Annotated in this window: 14 protein-coding genes; 6 read left to right on the top strand and 8 right to left on the bottom strand. The window is 69.1% G+C overall.

The annotated features are described in order from the left end of the window. Window positions 1-163: 163 nt before the first annotated feature. The 6 genes from ACRDP3_RS12075 to ACRDP3_RS12050 all read right to left on the bottom strand — a co-directional run bounded on the left by ACRDP3_RS12075 (window position 164) and on the right by ACRDP3_RS12050 (window position 8,721). Entirely contained in the window at window positions 164-1,540 is a 1,377-nt protein-coding gene (locus ACRDP3_RS12075) for an IS1380 family transposase (RefSeq protein WP_431516896.1), read from the bottom strand. A 106-nt stretch (window positions 1,541-1,646) separates the two neighbouring features. Beyond that, a complete protein-coding gene (locus tag ACRDP3_RS12070) occupies window positions 1,647-3,692 on the bottom strand; it encodes a choice-of-anchor P family protein (RefSeq protein WP_431516897.1) in 2,046 nt (681 codons plus the stop codon). A gap of 1,548 nt (window positions 3,693-5,240) precedes the next feature. After that, window positions 5,241-5,906 (bottom strand): XRE family transcriptional regulator, encoded by a 666-nt coding sequence (locus ACRDP3_RS12065; RefSeq protein ID WP_431516895.1) that lies wholly within the window; start codon window positions 5,904-5,906, stop codon window positions 5,241-5,243. A 440-nt stretch (window positions 5,907-6,346) separates the two neighbouring features. Continuing rightward, complete coding sequence (locus ACRDP3_RS12060; protein ID WP_431516894.1) at window positions 6,347-7,015, bottom strand: ScbR family autoregulator-binding transcription factor; 669 nt, start codon at window positions 7,013-7,015, stop codon at window positions 6,347-6,349. A gap of 162 nt (window positions 7,016-7,177) precedes the next feature. Further along, window positions 7,178-8,107 carry an NAD-dependent epimerase/dehydratase family protein gene (locus ACRDP3_RS12055; protein WP_431516893.1) on the bottom strand — a complete coding sequence of 310 codons (930 nt, stop codon included), beginning with the start codon at window positions 8,105-8,107 and terminating at the stop codon, window positions 7,178-7,180. Continuing rightward, the gene (locus ACRDP3_RS12050) at window positions 8,104-8,721 is read right to left on the bottom strand and encodes a ScbR family autoregulator-binding transcription factor (RefSeq protein ID WP_431516892.1); all 618 of its coding nucleotides are present in this window, start codon (window positions 8,719-8,721) and stop codon (window positions 8,104-8,106) included. The genes ACRDP3_RS12055 and ACRDP3_RS12050 overlap by 4 nt, the downstream gene beginning before the upstream one ends. Window positions 8,722-8,817: 96 nt before the next feature. Between ACRDP3_RS12050 and ACRDP3_RS12045 the strand changes: the two genes are divergently transcribed. The 4 genes from ACRDP3_RS12045 (at window position 8,818) to ACRDP3_RS12030 (ending at window position 11,994) form a co-directional block, all read left to right on the top strand. Continuing rightward, the gene (locus ACRDP3_RS12045; RefSeq protein ID WP_431516891.1) at window positions 8,818-9,792 is read left to right on the top strand and encodes a ScbA/BarX family gamma-butyrolactone biosynthesis protein; all 975 of its coding nucleotides are present in this window, start codon (window positions 8,818-8,820) and stop codon (window positions 9,790-9,792) included. A gap of 151 nt (window positions 9,793-9,943) precedes the next feature. Further along, window positions 9,944-10,753, top strand: coding sequence for a putative protein N(5)-glutamine methyltransferase (locus ACRDP3_RS12040; protein ID WP_431516890.1), 810 nt, complete (start codon window positions 9,944-9,946; stop codon window positions 10,751-10,753). A 307-nt stretch (window positions 10,754-11,060) separates the two neighbouring features. Continuing rightward, window positions 11,061-11,411 (top strand): hypothetical protein, encoded by a 351-nt coding sequence (locus tag ACRDP3_RS12035; RefSeq protein ID WP_431516889.1) that lies wholly within the window; start codon window positions 11,061-11,063, stop codon window positions 11,409-11,411. 82 nt (window positions 11,412-11,493) lie between these two features. Then, window positions 11,494-11,994 carry a peroxiredoxin family protein gene (locus tag ACRDP3_RS12030; protein ID WP_431516888.1) on the top strand — a complete coding sequence of 167 codons (501 nt, stop codon included), beginning with the start codon at window positions 11,494-11,496 and terminating at the stop codon, window positions 11,992-11,994. Between the two features lie 82 nt (window positions 11,995-12,076). Here ACRDP3_RS12030 and ACRDP3_RS12025 read toward each other — a convergent pair whose 3' ends face one another. Both ACRDP3_RS12025 and ACRDP3_RS12020 read right to left on the bottom strand, forming a co-directional pair. Then, complete coding sequence (locus ACRDP3_RS12025) at window positions 12,077-12,493, bottom strand: ATP-binding protein (protein ID WP_431516887.1); 417 nt, start codon at window positions 12,491-12,493, stop codon at window positions 12,077-12,079. A 224-nt stretch (window positions 12,494-12,717) separates the two neighbouring features. Further along, window positions 12,718-13,092: a DoxX family protein gene (locus ACRDP3_RS12020; protein WP_431516886.1), complete on the bottom strand. Its 375-nt coding sequence runs from the start codon at window positions 13,090-13,092 to the stop codon at window positions 12,718-12,720. A gap of 220 nt (window positions 13,093-13,312) precedes the next feature. On the opposite strand from ACRDP3_RS12020, the gene ACRDP3_RS12015 reads away from it, so the two are divergent. Both ACRDP3_RS12015 and ACRDP3_RS12010 read left to right on the top strand, forming a co-directional pair. Next, on the top strand, window positions 13,313-13,507 hold the full coding sequence (locus ACRDP3_RS12015; RefSeq protein WP_431516885.1) for a hypothetical protein: 195 nt from the start codon (window positions 13,313-13,315) through the stop codon (window positions 13,505-13,507). A gap of 39 nt (window positions 13,508-13,546) precedes the next feature. Beyond that, window positions 13,547-14,912 (top strand): hypothetical protein (locus tag ACRDP3_RS12010; RefSeq protein ID WP_431516884.1); only part of this gene is annotated, 1,366 nt, incomplete at its 3' end.

Genomic DNA, 14,912 nt, shown 5'->3' with positions numbered 1-14,912 from the left:
GCCTCGATCTTTCGTGACGGTCTGCCGACGGTGTCGGCAGACCGTTGTTGTGTTCCGTGTTGATGATGGGCAGGTCGGAGGCCCGACTGCCGCGTCGGGTGTGCGCCGGGTTCCACTGCTCCGGTTGGAATGGTGCGGTTCGTAGGGACGGCGGGGTCGTTGGTCAGCCGGGGTTGGGCAGCAGGGCGAGCCGTTCGAGCGCCCGTGTGATCACTTCGGTCCAGGGCCAGTGGCGGGCGAATCGCAGGTGCCTGCGGCGGGCGGTGGTGACGAGCTGGGCAGCGGCGGAGAACAGCCGCAGTCGGAGCCGGCGCGGTTCCCAGAGTCGGACTGTGCCGGTCAGGGCGAGCATCGGCATCCAGGCCAGCAGGTCCAGGGCGAGCTGGACGATCTCCAGCCAGATCCGGTTCTGGGCGGTGTCGTGGAGGGGCAGGTTGCGCAGGCCGGTGGCGCGAGCGGCGCGGATGCGGTCCTCGGCGCGGGCCCGCTGGCGGTGCCGCAGTTCCAGGGCAGCGATCGGGGCGCTGGTGGTGTTGGTGGCGAAGCAGGTGAGCCGGAGGCCGTCAGCGTCGGTGAAGCGCAACTGCGCGCCGGGGTGCGGGCGTTCCTTGCGGACGATCAGCCGCATCCCCTTCGGCCAGCCCTTGAGGATGTCGCCGGACAGTTCGGCGACCCAGGCGCCGTCGCGGATCTCACCTTCAGGTTCGACGGCCGGTGTCCACGCGGCGGGCGGGACCTTGAGGACGGCCTGGTGGACGGCGTCGGTGATGGTCATGCCGACGGAGTAGGACAGCCACCGGCCTCGCTGGGCGAGCCAGGCCACGAAGGTGTGGGTGCCGCCTGCGGAGTCGGTGCGGATGAGGGTGCTGCGTCCGCGCCGGTACTTCTTGGGCAGCTGGGCCAGGGCGAGTTGGGTGGCGGTGATGTGGTCGGTTGCGGTGTTGCTGCCCGCGTTCCCGGGCCGCAACAGCGCCGCCACCGGCTCCCCGGATCCGCCGCTTCCGTGATCGACGAACCCCATCAGCGGATGATGGCCGTAGGTCTTCTTCCACGTCGCGGTGGCGTCCTGCTTGTCGGAGTGGGCCATCACCAGCACCCCGTCCAGATCGACGATCACCTGGCCGTCGGTGTTCGGTGCCGCTTGGCCGGCCAACTTCCAGACCCGCTCACGCACTGCGGCCCGCGCGGCCTGGATCGCTCTGAGCGCTTTCGGACCGGCAGCGGCGAGGGTGTCGATCAGGCGGGAGACGGTCGGGTCAGAGGCCACCGGCCCGAACACCTCAGGCTCGGCCCGCAACATGCCCACATCGGCCAGGCAGTCCCCGCCCAGCGCGACCGCGAGTGCGACATCGAGCAGGACCTTCCCCGGATCGTGCACCGCCCGCGGCTTGCACCACGGCGCGAGTGCCGCCGATATCGCCGTATCCAGGCCCGTCTTGCGGACCGTCTCGACCAACAGCACCGAACCGGCCTGGGACACCACCCCCTGACCGCCGCCCTCGGTACGGACACGTGGGTAGGACCCGATACTCTTCTTCACCTGAGAAGTGCTTCTTTCCATGCGACGACCTGGACTCTAGACAAGCCCTATCGTTGCAGGTCAGGAGCACTTCTCGCTTTTATGATCAACCCTCGGACAACCCCGCTCATGAAAGCCCGAGGTTAACGGTCAGGCCGTGGTCCGCGCCGGGGACTGGTCGCTGTTCGTTGACGACCAGGCGAGCGAGCCCGCCGGGCAGCTTGATTTCACTGTTGGGCGCGGTCGGGACGGCGATTTGGCGTCCGCCGATGCGCAGCGTCAGTTTCGTGCTACCGGTGGTGGATCCGCCTGATCCGCAGGTGCTGGTGGACGTAGCAGTCGCGCCTTCGACCTCGATCACTGGCAAGCCGGGGATACCGATGGTGGCATCGGCCACGCTCGAGGTGGCGGTTGAGGTGCCTGGCGCGAGGCGGGTGGTCACCTTCGGACACAACGCCTTAGCTGTGATCAGCTTCGCGTCCAGCTCGGCCGTGCACGGTGGGCTGGTGCTGGAGGCCTGCGCTGTGCGTACCGGTCCGGTGTCCGGCTGCGGCGGTACCCGGATCGGGAGCAGCGGCAGGTTGACGGTAGCGGTCAGGCCGAAGGCGCGGCCGGTGTAGTACTCCAGGAGCACGGTGTCCGAGGTGTGGGAGGGCCGGTAGTAGGCGTCACCGGTGAACTTCACGGTCACCGGGACGGTGGCGTCCTGGTTCAGCGGCTGGTCGACCTTTGGGATGGTGCAGCGCGCGACGCCGGCGGCATCGGTCGTGCCGCGGCAGGTCTGCTCGCGGTCTCCGCTGCCCAGCATCAACTGGAGTCGGCGGCCGACGATCGGGGGGCCGTCGGCGTTCCTTTCCGTCAGGACACCGGCCAGGCGGGTTGAGGTGCCGTTCGCAACGCGTTCCGGGCCGCTGTAGACGACGGCGGTCTTCTGCCGCGTGATGGTGAACGGCACGGTGAGACTGGCCGGTGCATGACCGTTACCCGCATAGGAGATGGTCAACGTAGTCTGGCCCGGGCGCTGCGCCGGCGTCAGCGTGCAGCGCGCCCGCCCGGCAGCATTCGTGGTACCCGTACAGGTCTGGGACCCCCCACCCGAGCCCAAACTGAAGCGCACCGGCGCCCCGGAAACCGGCTCACTGGCCGGCTCACCCGGCTTCGGACTCGCCGTCAGCCGCGCCGACGCAGTGAAAGAATCATGATAGCGGGCTTGGCTCGGTCCTGTGTAAACGAGCCTCGTCGGCGATTGACCACCACCACCTCCACCGCCCCCGCCGCCGTCCCGAAACGCGAACGTGCCAAAGAGCATGTAGTGGTCCGAGCATCGGCCATAAGCCCACCACTCCCGACACTCCCCCCCATCGAACAGACGTACCGATGTCGGAGTGAGGTGCCGCTCCTCGCCGAAGACATAGTCCAATTTTGTCGTGGGTTCGCCGTACTTGCTCCAGGTCGGCCGGTTCTCAGGCCAGTCGACCTCAAGAAACTCACCGCGCCCACCCTGATCCGGGGCGTAAATCCCCTTGAATCGGTCTGGTTTCAGGTTGAGATCACCCGCGAGGACCACCGGGTACCTTCCCCCGGAATCCTTCTTGATCTCCTTCGCCAGTGTGTCGGCCTGTTTATCCGCCGGGCCTTCATCACTTGTGGCGAGGTGTGCGGAACACGCCCAGACGTCGCGCCCGAGAGTGGACCGGAAGGAAACCGACATGCACGTGGCTGCCCGCTTCTCTGGCGGGGTAAGGGCGTAGCCACCCCGCGCCTTGCCGTACAAGCCGCCGTCGGCGTCGAACCAGTACCTCACCTTGTCCAGAACACGATCGGCGCCGATGGCGATCAGTCCCACGCCCGTATGGTTGTCGCTGCCACCGCCGTTGCAGCGTCGGTCGCTGCTGCTTTCCGCGAAGTGGGAGCGGATCGCATCGGTCCCTAAACGCTCCTTCAGTTGATCGCGCGCATATATGACCTGTTCTCGGCAGGTCTCGTTGATCGAGAGAAGGTGACCCTGCAGGCGGTCACCCCGCAGACTCTCGACTCGGTCGATGAGACGGTCCACCACCTCATGCGTTCCGTGATTCCCCGTTACCCCCCAGATGTTCCAGTGCAGAACCCCCAGTTCCCGGTGCTGGAGGGTAGCGGCACCGCGGCGCTCCTCACCCCTTGAAGCTCCCACCTCACCTGCCGAATCAGCGGCTGGAGCGACCGATGCCACCGGAGACACTGGCACGGCGGTAGGTGTGCCTAACGCCGAGATCAGCACAGTGCACAGGACCGTCCGAACAGCATTGGCCAGGAATCTCGACACCACAACGCTTCACTCCCCCGGATCCAAGCACCTCACTGGCCAGTCGCGACCAGATGTATCCCACCGTCAGTTCGAGTGAAGGTAGCGAATACACACAACCAAGTCAGAGAGTTCGACATCTGGACACAGAACCCCCACATCCATCAGTTGTGCTCCTGGCCCGGCAGTGCGTGTGGGGCCGTAGCGCCAGAACACTGCGAGACCCGCCACGCGTGAAGCTTCTCGTCGCGGAGCGCGGCAAGGTACACCTCGGTGTCGGGCTTGTGGCCGCGCATCGATTCCTGCGCCACGGCGTCCGCCCGCTCCTCCCGCTCTGCACGGGCAGTCTCACGCTCCCGGCGACGGGCGTTGGGATGGATCGATTGCTTCGCCCAGCACACGTAGTGCCGCCCCTTCCGGCGTGATTGGTGTTCCGTGATGCGTTCGCCGCAGGATCGGCAGGCGGGTAGGGGCCGCGGCGCCTTCTCAACGGTCTCGGGTGCGACGGGGCCGCTTGTCCGTGCGAGGAACGCCTTGTTCTGTGCGGCTGTGCGTCGCTCCGGGGGTATTTGGTTACTCATGATGCGGGCACCGTCCACTCCGCCTCGTCCCCAGTGTCCGGCGCGTAGATCACCCGCTCCGGCCGCTCTCCCTTCGGCACCGGGAACATGATGCGGCCACGGGCGCGATCATCCGGCCGTACCGCAGCATCCTTAGGGAACTCTGGCCGCGGGAAGTCTCCGCCGGAGTTCCCGGTCACCTCGATGCGGGTGCCGTCCTCGTAGACCACGCTCCACGGGGGGCGAGAAGGTGGGCGTAGTTCCGTCACTGCCGGGGATGCCCGGGTCGGCTACCACTTCGCAGCCGGGTGGCCAGGTCGACCACGGTCCCTCGTCGGCTCCTCGCGACGACGGCCAGCGGAATGATGAGGAGCAGCGGAGTGAACCCGTGCGGCCGTCGAAGACGGTCAGTTGGGTGATGAACGGCACCGAGCATCAGAGCGATCAGTGCCACCGCCGACAGACCTGAGAGCCATGGGTGACGAGCGCGATGCCACCGACCAGTTCCAGCCCGCCGATCGCGTACATGCCCCACATGCCGAAGCCGATCTCCTGAAGATGTCCGTAGCGGAGGGGTGGGCGATCAGTTTGGGTAAGGCACCGGCGATCACGTAGAAGAGAGCGAGTATCACCTGCAGCACGCGCAGAGCGATGTCCTCGCATCGGTCTGAATGCCCTGCTTCGGCGGCGGGCGCGGATATCGTCCTGTGCCGTGCGCGTACATCTTGATGTCACCCTTGAAGGTGTCCTGGAGTAGCACTCACCGGAGCAGACCGGTTCTTATCGGCGTACCCAACGCGAGCTTCCATCTGCAGAAACGGGAAGCGCACTCCATGCCTCCGCATTCCGCGGAACGGATCCCCATTGTGACGTCTCGTCAACTGCCTTCGGCGGCGAATTCAACGATCATGAACCGGGCACCCGGACTGATGAGCGGTTCAGCCGCTCCGAGCCGGACCCGTCCGGAACCGAGCGTGGCATGCCGCAGTGGGCGGTCATCGCCGTCGGGATGGGTGTAGGCGGCAGCACCCTGGCGGATGGGACCGGTGCGCGGGTCGTTGATGACATCCCGCTCCAGCCGCAGCAGCGTGGGATCCGTGGGGTGTGCGAGCCGTGCGGCCACCAGCTGCGGAACGACCTTGGGGGCCCAGCAGCGCTCCCAGTCCAGCAGCGTTTCGGTCCGGGCCAACTCATCGAGCAGCATCCATCGAAGGATGTTCCGGGGCGGTCGGCCGCCGGGGAACATCGAGGCGAACGCGGAGTTGTACTCCAGCAGGGTCCCGGCCACATCGGTGATGTAGGCCATGGTGGTCAGCTCGTGGAGCACGCGCCGCCACACCGGCGCCACCTCCAGGCCCGCCTCGGGGTCCAAGGCGTAGGGCGGGTTGTGACCGTAGGCGTACCTCCACAGCAGCTCCCACTCCTGTGGCGTGAGCTTCAAATGTCGTGCAAGGCGGTCGAGATAGTCGGTCGACGGATTGGTCTTGGTGCCGCGCTCGAAGCTGCCGTACGTGCCTGTACGGCTGCGCAGCAACGTGTCCATCTGCGGCTGCGTCAGGCCAGGCACCTGCCGCCCCCGGGGGTCATCGGGGCGATGCAGACCGTGATCGACCGGGTCTGTTCGGGCGCGCGCCGTGCGCAGGAAGTTCTGAAGATCACGCCGGCGCTGGCGCGGCATCGGGTCATGGGGCCGAGGCATGGGGGCTCCTCAAGCCGCTGCGGATCGGGGGTGGAAACTTTGCACCCCCCGTTCTTACACGCAAAAAGTCGCGCCTGGAAAGATGCCTGAAGCACAGGCCATGATCGGTGGCGCACCACGCTGTCGTCGGGGGAGAGCGTGGCGCGACGCGTGATGTACAGCGCGAACCCGCCCGGTTCAGCCGCGCGACGAAGGGTCCGCGGCGCGCCTTCACGTACAGCCAACAGGCCCTCGGCGGGACAGCCGGGGCCCGTTGGCTGTCAGGGCCCCACTGCGGCACGCGGTCAGCCGGCGGGCGTCGGCTCGCGCCTCGGCTGCGGGTGCGAATGCGACCAGTCTTCTTCGGTGCCGCCGTTGAGCAGATACCCGGGTCCGGGGTGGGCGACCAGTCCGGGCAACAGCAACTGCCAGTGTGCCGCCAGGCGTTGGTGGATGTCGACGTCCTTGTCGGTTTGTTCTGCGTGCGCTCCCGAGACGAGGCAGAAGGACAGTTCGGCCACCGCTTCCGCGGTGGCCTCGCAGCGTAGCGTGCCGTCCTTCTCGGCTTCCCGCGCCACATCGGTGAAGACCTGCCGCCAGCAGGCGATGGGGTTGATCTCCGGGTCGCCCGGTGTCTCCAGCTCGCGTGCCAATTTCACCGCGGCTCTGGCGAGGTGATCGTGCGCCAGCTGGTGAGCGACCAGATGGGTCAGGTCGATGAGGGTCTGCAGCGCCGGCTGGTCCTTCTCCCGCAGTTGCTCGGTGGCCATGCAGGTACGGGTGCACGCCTCCCGTCGTACGGTGTCGGCCAGCTCCTCCTTGCTGCCGAAGTGGAAGGAGAGGGCTCCCTTGCTCACGGCTGCGGCGCGGCTGACCTCGAATAGAGTCGTGCGCTGGTAGCCGGCACGGTCGAATGATCTGGCAGCCGCCATCGTCAGCGTGTGCCGGGTGAGTTCTGCGCGCTCTTGCCTCATGCGCTGGTTCCCTTCAGCGAACCGGTCCGCGGGGCGACGAACCGTCAGGGGCAGGTGCCCGGGGTCACCGCGGGCGCTGCCATCACCCCAAACATACAAAGTGTTCTGTTTTTTTGGGCGAGAAGGGGCGACAGACCCTGCGCAGAGGGGGCGGGCCAGTACTCAGGTGTGCGCCAGGTGGGCCCGGTACCATGGGGCCGCGTCCGCGAGCCGCGCCAACGGCCCTGGGCCGGGGGCGCACGCGTGCGCGGGCCAGACCGCGGTGCCGCTGTACCAGTGGTCGAAGGCCAGCAGGGCAAGCTGGCGTTCGCTGACCTGCCCGGGGTGCTCCGTCATCCGGGCCGTGCATTCCTCCCACATCAACTCCCCGCTCACAGCAGGCAGGAGAGCGAGAGCAGCCAGAGCGTCCAGCAGATCGTGAAGGCGAACGGGTGCGGGGTGGACAGCGTGGTGGACGCCCGGGACGGTAACCGGAATCCGGAGAGCGGCCTGCGTGATGAGCCGCGCGAGATCCTCCACCGCGATCATGGAGAGCATCGCCCGTCCGCCGTTCCAATACCCCGGGAGCCGCTGGACGAGTTCGGCCAGAGCCGGTACGACCCACCGGTCTCCCGCACCGGTGACGAGCCCGGCGCGCAGGACCACAGCGCCGTGGCGCAGTGCGTGCGCCTCTGCTGCCAGCCGCGTGCGGCTGGTGGCGGAGCCCGGAGCCGGAGTCAGGTCGCCGACCGCTGCCCCGCGGTGCGGGCCGCGCCCGTAGACGGCAGTGGTGGACAACTGCACGATGCGTCCTACGCCCGCCCGGCCGGCCTCACGCATCAGCGCGGCGGTGCCATGGTCGTTGACTCGCGCGCATTGCTCCGCGTCGGAGCCGATGTGGGAGGCGGCGTGGATGAGTACATCCGCCTGGGAGCAGACCCGGGCGAGGGATTCCGGCTGGGCGAGGTCGGCGGGTACCCATTCGACTTCCGGTGGCAGTGGGTGGTCACGACGGCTGATCACCCGTACCCGTACCGGCTGCTGAGCGAGTTGGCGCAGCACGGCGGCGCCGATGAAGCCGGTCGCCCCGGTCAGCACGACGCGGGGGGTCATCCGGCCGCCCGCAGCGAGCTGTTCGGGTGCACCGTCATTTCGGCCGCCACCTGGGGCAGGGCGATGCCGGGGAGCATGTACTGCCAGAGGTCGGCGATCCGGTCCGGCAGGTCGGCGCGCCCGTTGGAGAGCTTGGAGAAGTGCTGGACGCCCGTGTAGCAGCCGACCAGCAGTACGGCCAGGCGGTCCACCTCGACCCCGTTGCGCAACTCGCCGCGGGAGGCTGCGGCCGAGAGCTGGACACGGAAGACGTCGGCCCAGTCCAGATACGGCGCGTCGTCGTGGAAGCCGATCTCCTCCTGCTCCACGGCGAGCCGTACCCCGGCCCGGAGGACCTTATTGGTCTGCAGTTCGCGGGCGAGGAGAAGGGTTGTGTCGATCAGGCGCTGGAGACCGTCCGGGCCTGGCGGCAGGACGACCGCGTCGCGTTGGGCGAGCATCAGCGTGCGGGCCAGGTCCATCTTGGAGGAGAAGTGGAAGTACAGCGCTCCCTGGGTGGTGCCGGCCCGTTGCATGATCTGGGAGATCCTGGCTGCCCGGTAGCCACTCTCGTCAAAGACCTCCGCGGCTGCCTCAAGAATCAACTGCCGTGTTTCAACGGCCCGTTGCTGCATCGGCCGAGTCCGTGCTGCCGCCATCCAACCTCGCAACCAAAGGTTCTATCTTTCTGGCAGCTCGTCAGGAACACCGTCGAACGCGAAAGGCCGCACATGACCGTCATTCCCGCACTGCCCCCACTGCCCCCACTGCCCGAAGACACAGGGTACTCGGCGCCGGTCCCCCGCGAACTCGTTCACAAGGCTGCCCACTCCGAGGTGCTGCTGACGGGCTGGCGGCAGTGCGGCGGAGCGGAGTTCGAAGTGGGCGCCCAGTGGCCTCGCGACCATGGTTTCTGGCGCACCGGGAGCGACGGCGAACAGGACCCGATGCTCCTGGTGGAGACCACCCGGCAGGTGCTGCCGCTGCTGTCGCACGCCGCTTTCGGCGTGCCGAAGGGCCACCAGCTGATCTGGGATCACTACCAATGCCGGTTCGCGGCACCCTTCATACAGGTCTCGGACCGGCCGGCGGAGGTGACCGTGCGCCTGGTCGCTTCGCAGGCTCCCGGGCGGGCCCGCCGGCTGCGCAAGTTGTCGCTCCGGATGACGCTCAGCAGCGCTGGCCGCACGCTGGGCACGGCCTCCACCTTGTTCAGCGCTCACAGTCCGGAGGTCTACGCGCGGCTACGCGGGCCAAACACCCGGGAACCGGAAGCGGTCACGGCAGCGGTCCCACGCCCGCCTGCCCCGGTGGCTCCCGCACTTGTCGGCCGGGAGAGCGAGCGTGAAGTGGTGCTCGCGCCCGCGGCGGAGCCCGGTAGCTGGCAGTTGCGGATCCTCACCTCCAGCCCCTGGCTGTTCGACCACCCCGTCGACCACGCCCCCGGAATGCTGCTGATGGAAGCCGCCCGCCAGGGCGCCCGGTTGGCCGAGCCCGGTCAGCAGCTGCGGTTAACCTGTCTGGCGGCCGAGTTCCACCGTTATGTCGACCTGGACGCGCCCAGCCTGGTCCGGGCCTTCCCCGCGCCTGCCGCGCCGGACGGCGAGCGCCGGCTGAAGGTGACGCTCACCCAGCACGGTCAGGAGGCGTTCGCCGCGACCGTCGGGATCGCCGCGGACGTTCGCGACACGGCCCGGCTCAGGTAACGTTGCCGGCTCCAGCAGCGAACGTACCGAGGAGGTGAGACCCGTTACCGCAGTATCAGCTCGGGTGCTCTCCTCGCCCGGCCGGGCCGCCCGCCGCCCCGCATAGGTGCCCCAGAGAGCCCCATCGGCGTCCCGAAAGGCTCCCGCTCGCATGTCGGCTTCACCTTCTCTTCTTCCCTGTTCCGCCATCGTCACCAGGCTTCGTGCCGCGGGCTGCGTCTTCGCCGAGGACGAGGCGCGGTTACTTCTCTCCACGGCACGGACGGCGGAGGATCTCGCCGTCATGGTGGACCGGCGCGCCGCCGGGATGCCCCTCGAACACGTCCTGGGCTGGGCGGAGTTCTGCGGTCTGCGCGTGTCGGTGGATCCGGGAGTCTTCGTACCCCGTCGTCGCACCGAGTTCCTCGCCCGGCTGGCCGTAGCTCTCGCTCCGGCGCGAGCCGTGCTCGTGGACCTGTGCTGCGGATCGGGCGCGGTGGGTGCCGCCGTGGCCGGCGTCGTGGACCAGGCCGAGCTGTACGCGTCCGATATCGACCCCGCCGCGGTGCGGTGCGCCCGCCGCAATGTCGCCGGCTGTGGTGGTCAGGTCCACCAGGGGGACCTGTATGAGTCATTGCCCGGTTCGCTGCGCGGCCGCGTCGATGTCCTGATTGCCAACGTGCCCTACGTACCCACCGATGCGGTCGGACTGCTGCCCACGGAAGCGCGCGTTCACGAACCGCGTGTGGCGCTCGATGGTGGCTCGGACGGGCTCGACGTCCTGCGGCGGGTGGCCGCCGGGGCGCCACAATGGCTGGCACCGGGCGGCTCCTTGCTCGTAGAGACGAGCGAGCGCCAGGCCCGGCAAGCCGTCGAAACCATCGCCGGCAGCGGGCTGACGGCCCGGATGGACGGCTCGGACGAGCTGAACGCCACCGTCGTCATCGGCACCAGGCCCGCACTCCCCCGCAGGTCCGACTAGGGAGTCGTGGCCCTGGAGTTCGGACCGGCGGCCGGGGAGGCTGCCTGCGCCCGTCCGCCCGACCGGAGGCACAGCAGCGCCCCGCCGGTCCGAGCGCCAGCGCGACGAGCACCCCTGACTCAGACCCAGCACGGAGACGTTGGAGGGCACTCGCGCTGCCGAGGATCTCCCGTCAGGGAATTGCGGGGAGAACGTGCCGTGTCGGTCCCCCGCCTGCCCCGACGTACTGCCGGAGCGGATACTTGTGACCACCAATCAGTTCGGCCGCGACATCGGATGACGGCCCGTACGACCAGGACAGGGCTTCATGGGGACGGCGACGATACAAGTGCGTGTCCTGGCCGTCGCGGGCCGGCGCGTCTGGGTGGCGGCCCGCGGCACGCTGGGCGGCCCCACGGTGCGAGTACTGCACTATTGTCTGTGTGCCCGGGTCGCGGACGCCCGGACGCAGTTGTATCTCGACCTCAGGGAACTGTGCTGGGACAAGGAACTCTCCCCGGGGGAGCTGTCGGGGCTGTTGCCCGCCGGGGAACGATTGCGGTTCCACATCGTCGGGGTACGGGAAGCCCTGCGTGCACCGATGGCAAGGGATCCGCGGTGCAGCTTCCACCCCGACGCGGCATCCGCCTGGGCCGCGTGGACAGCGCAGCAGCCCTGATCGCCGCACCGCTCGGGCGTGCGTCCTGCGGGTCAACCGGCTTCGCACAGCACTCTGTTCACCACCTCTGGAGAGCGATCACATGGCGTCGTCCCCCGAAATCGGTCAGCCCGCTCCTGACTTCACCCTTCCCGGCGGCATCCTGACCGGCGGGACATTCGAGCGCGGCGACTACACCCTCTCCTCGCGGCGGGGCCGGCCGGTGGTGCTGGCCTTCTACCCTGGTGACGACACCAGCGTGTGCACCAAGCAGTTGAGCTCGTACTCCTCGGGACTCGAACGGTTCGAAGGCTGGGACGCCGATGTGTGGGGGATCAGCCCGCAAGGTCTCGACAGCCATGCGGCGTTCGCGGGCAGGAACGGGCTGCGCATGCCCTTGCTCACCGACACCGACCGCGAGGTCGCCCGTGCCTTCGGTGTCGCGGCGCCCGGCATCGGGCTGCGTCGCGCGGTGTTCCTCGTCGGTCCCGACGGGATCCTGCGGTGGAAGCACGTGGCGCTGCTGGGCGCGACGTTCCAGTCCGTGGACACGCTCACCCGCCGACTGGCCGAAATCGGCTCCCGCGGCGCGGCGGGTGCGTGAATGCCGTCCCGGCCGATCCCATTCCAGGTGGAAACCCGGGTTGGAGCCCCGCTGCCGCGCGGGGTTGAAGCCGCGGGGACCGTCAGGCGGCGTCCAGCACGGCCCGTACGGTCTTGCCGCCACCGGGCGCGGCACTGACATTCAGCCGACGCGCGAGGCCATGGACCAGTGTCATGCCCCGGCCGCTCTCGCTTTCCAGTCCGGGCCGGCGCATCACCGGCATACCCACCCCGTCGTCGCGGACCTCGACGGTGATCCTGCCGGCGCTGGTGCTCAGCCGCAGCCGGCAGCGACCCCGGCCGTAGCGGGTGGCGTTGGTGACCAGTTCGGAGACGACCAGTTGTGCCTCGTCCAGGCGGCCGGCCGCCTCGGGCGGGGTACGGGAGCCGATCAGAAATCCAGTGGTCAGCTGCCGGGCCCAGCGGGCCGAGGCCGCCTTCCGCGGCAGTGTGTACTCGACGCGTGCGGTGCGCCGCGCTCGGCGCGTGCTCGCGCGCATGACGCTCACTTCCCCTCCATGTCGGCGACCGGCAGTGCTGCCTCGGTCGGCCGTGTCCCTGAGACCGACGCCGGACCGGCGTACGAACTCAGATGTGCTGGTTCATTCCCACCGCCGGCGAGAGCAACCGTCCGCGGCGGGAGGCGGCTCGCATGCCCACGGGAATTCCACCGTTCCGTCGCGTTCCCCGCGCTCCCGCTCAAGCGGGGCTTCGGTGCGTGGCCTCAGTGCTTCGCGCCGCGCGCGACCTGCCGTGCCCACAGGATGAGGGGCAGCTGCAGCGGAAGGCGGCCGTAGGCGGCGGCTTTGAGCGGGGTGGAGCGGTGCCGCCAGTCGTAGGCCATCTTCACGTTGGCGGGGAAGACCGCGGCGAGGAATCCGGCGGCGGCGTACGCACTCAGCCGCCGCGTACGCGGTGCGGTCAGCCCCGCGGCGAGTAACAGCTCCACCGCTCCGCTGAGTTCCGTCCAGGTACGGGCGCGGCCGGGCAACCAGGCGGGCACGATCTTGTCGAATGCCCCTGGCACGACGAAGTGTGCCGTCCCGGACCCGGCGAGCAGTCGTGCGAGTATCCGTGCGGAGCGGTCGTCAGCACTCATGTGTGAACCTCCTGAGCGGGCGCGAGGCGACGATAACAGCACCCGAACCCTCCAGTAACGTCCCAACCGCTGACCGCGGCGCACGGCGGTGGACCGGAATCCTGAGCGGGTCCGGTGCGACCACGGGCCAAATCACCCATCTGCCCGTTTCCCTACTAATGTACTTTCTGTGAATCTAGGGGAACTCGCGGTGACTCCCCCTACATCAGGAGTGGCTCCCATGGTCCTCACCGTCTCCGGCGTCGTCCTGCTCGGCTTCATCGTCTTCCTCTTCACCCGCAAGGACGGGCTCAAGCTGTCCCACGCTCTGGTCTGCGCGCTGTTCGGTTTTTATCTCGCCGGTACGGCCCTCGCCCCCGGTATCGAGGCCGGCGGGGCGAGCCTTGCCAGCCTGCTGGGCGGTCTCAAGTTCTAGCCCCGCGGCAGTCCGCATTCCGCTGCAACAGGAGGTTCGATGACGCGCTGGGCGCTCCCCCGGCCGGAAGGCGGCTCGTCGCCGGCCGTCACGCGGAGCCGCCGCGCCATACGGGCCGGCCTGGACGGGGCGATGGACGTACTGCACCCGCTCGTGACACTCGTGCGCGGCATGGGACGGCTCGTGCTGCTGGCGGTTCGCTGGTGGGCGCGTACGCCGAAGGACCGCCGGGGACCCGTGCTGTTCCTCCTGGCTGTGGGCGTCCTGGTGGTGGCGCTGCTTCCGTGGGGGCGGGTGTGCGCGGTCGTCGTGGTGGTGGGAGCAGCCGCCTGGCACGGCCGGGAGCCTGCCGGACGCCACGCGTGCGCCGGTCCCAGCGAGTCGGAGAGTGCCCGGCTGCAGGCGGTCTACGAGGCCTTGGTGCCGTATTTCGCGCTGCCGGACGATCCCGGTCCGGAGCCGCTGTTCGCACACGACGGCGGGTGGGAGCGGGCCTTCGAGGAGGTCGAGTTCACCGAGGAGGGCCGGCTCGAGCGGCTCCGGCTGCGGTATCCGGCGTACTTCCGTGACGGCGACATGGACTGCCGGCTCCCGGTGGAACGGCTGCTGAGCGCCAAATCGGGACGGGGACGGGAATACCGCTTCGCGTGGGACGAGGAGGGCAACCGGCTGGAGATGACCGTGCCGGAACCGCTGCCGCTCGGCATCCACGCCCAGCGTTTCGTGACGGGACCCGGCGAGATCCTGCTCGGCTTCACCGACGCCGGTTCGGTGCACCGGACGGTTCCGGTCACCCACGGCGGCCAGGCGCGTGACGTGCCGCCCGTGATGTGGCGTACGGGCGCGCGGTCGGCGGAGCCGCACCTGCTGACCGTGGGTGCGCCGGGGGCGGGAACGAGCACGCTGCTGCGGTCGGTGGTGCTCCAGGCGCTCCAGCACGGCGACGTGCTGCTGGTCGACGGCAGCGGCGCCGGGGAGTTCGCATGTCTGTCGGGGCGTGCCGGCGTACTCGCGACGGAGACGTCCTTGGTGGGGGCGCTGGCATCGGTGGAGTGGGTGGTGCACGAGACGGAGCGGCGGCTGTCGGTCGCGAGCATGGCGCGAGGGGCGGGGCAGACCGTTCCCGACGACGCCCGGCGGCCGCTGTGGCTGGTGCTCGACCGGCCCGCGGTGCTGAGCCAGCTGGCGCGGGCGGCGGGGCGGCGCGATCCGCAGGAGCTGTTGCAGGTGCCGCTGCGGCACGGGCGGGGGGCCAACGTGACGGTGGCGGTGGCCGAGCACTTCGAGGACTCGGACGGGCTGGGACGGGCGGTGCACGCGTACACCGGGGCGCGGGTGCTGCTGGGCGCGGCCTCACCGGAGCAGGCGCGGACCGTGCTGGGCACGCACGCTCCGCCCTTGCCGC

It is taken from the genome of Streptomyces sp., from assembly GCF_050698815.1.
In the GTDB taxonomy this organism is placed as follows: Bacteria; Actinomycetota; Actinomycetes; order Streptomycetales; family Streptomycetaceae; genus Streptomyces.
This window is presented reverse-complemented; position numbering and strand designations above follow the sequence as displayed.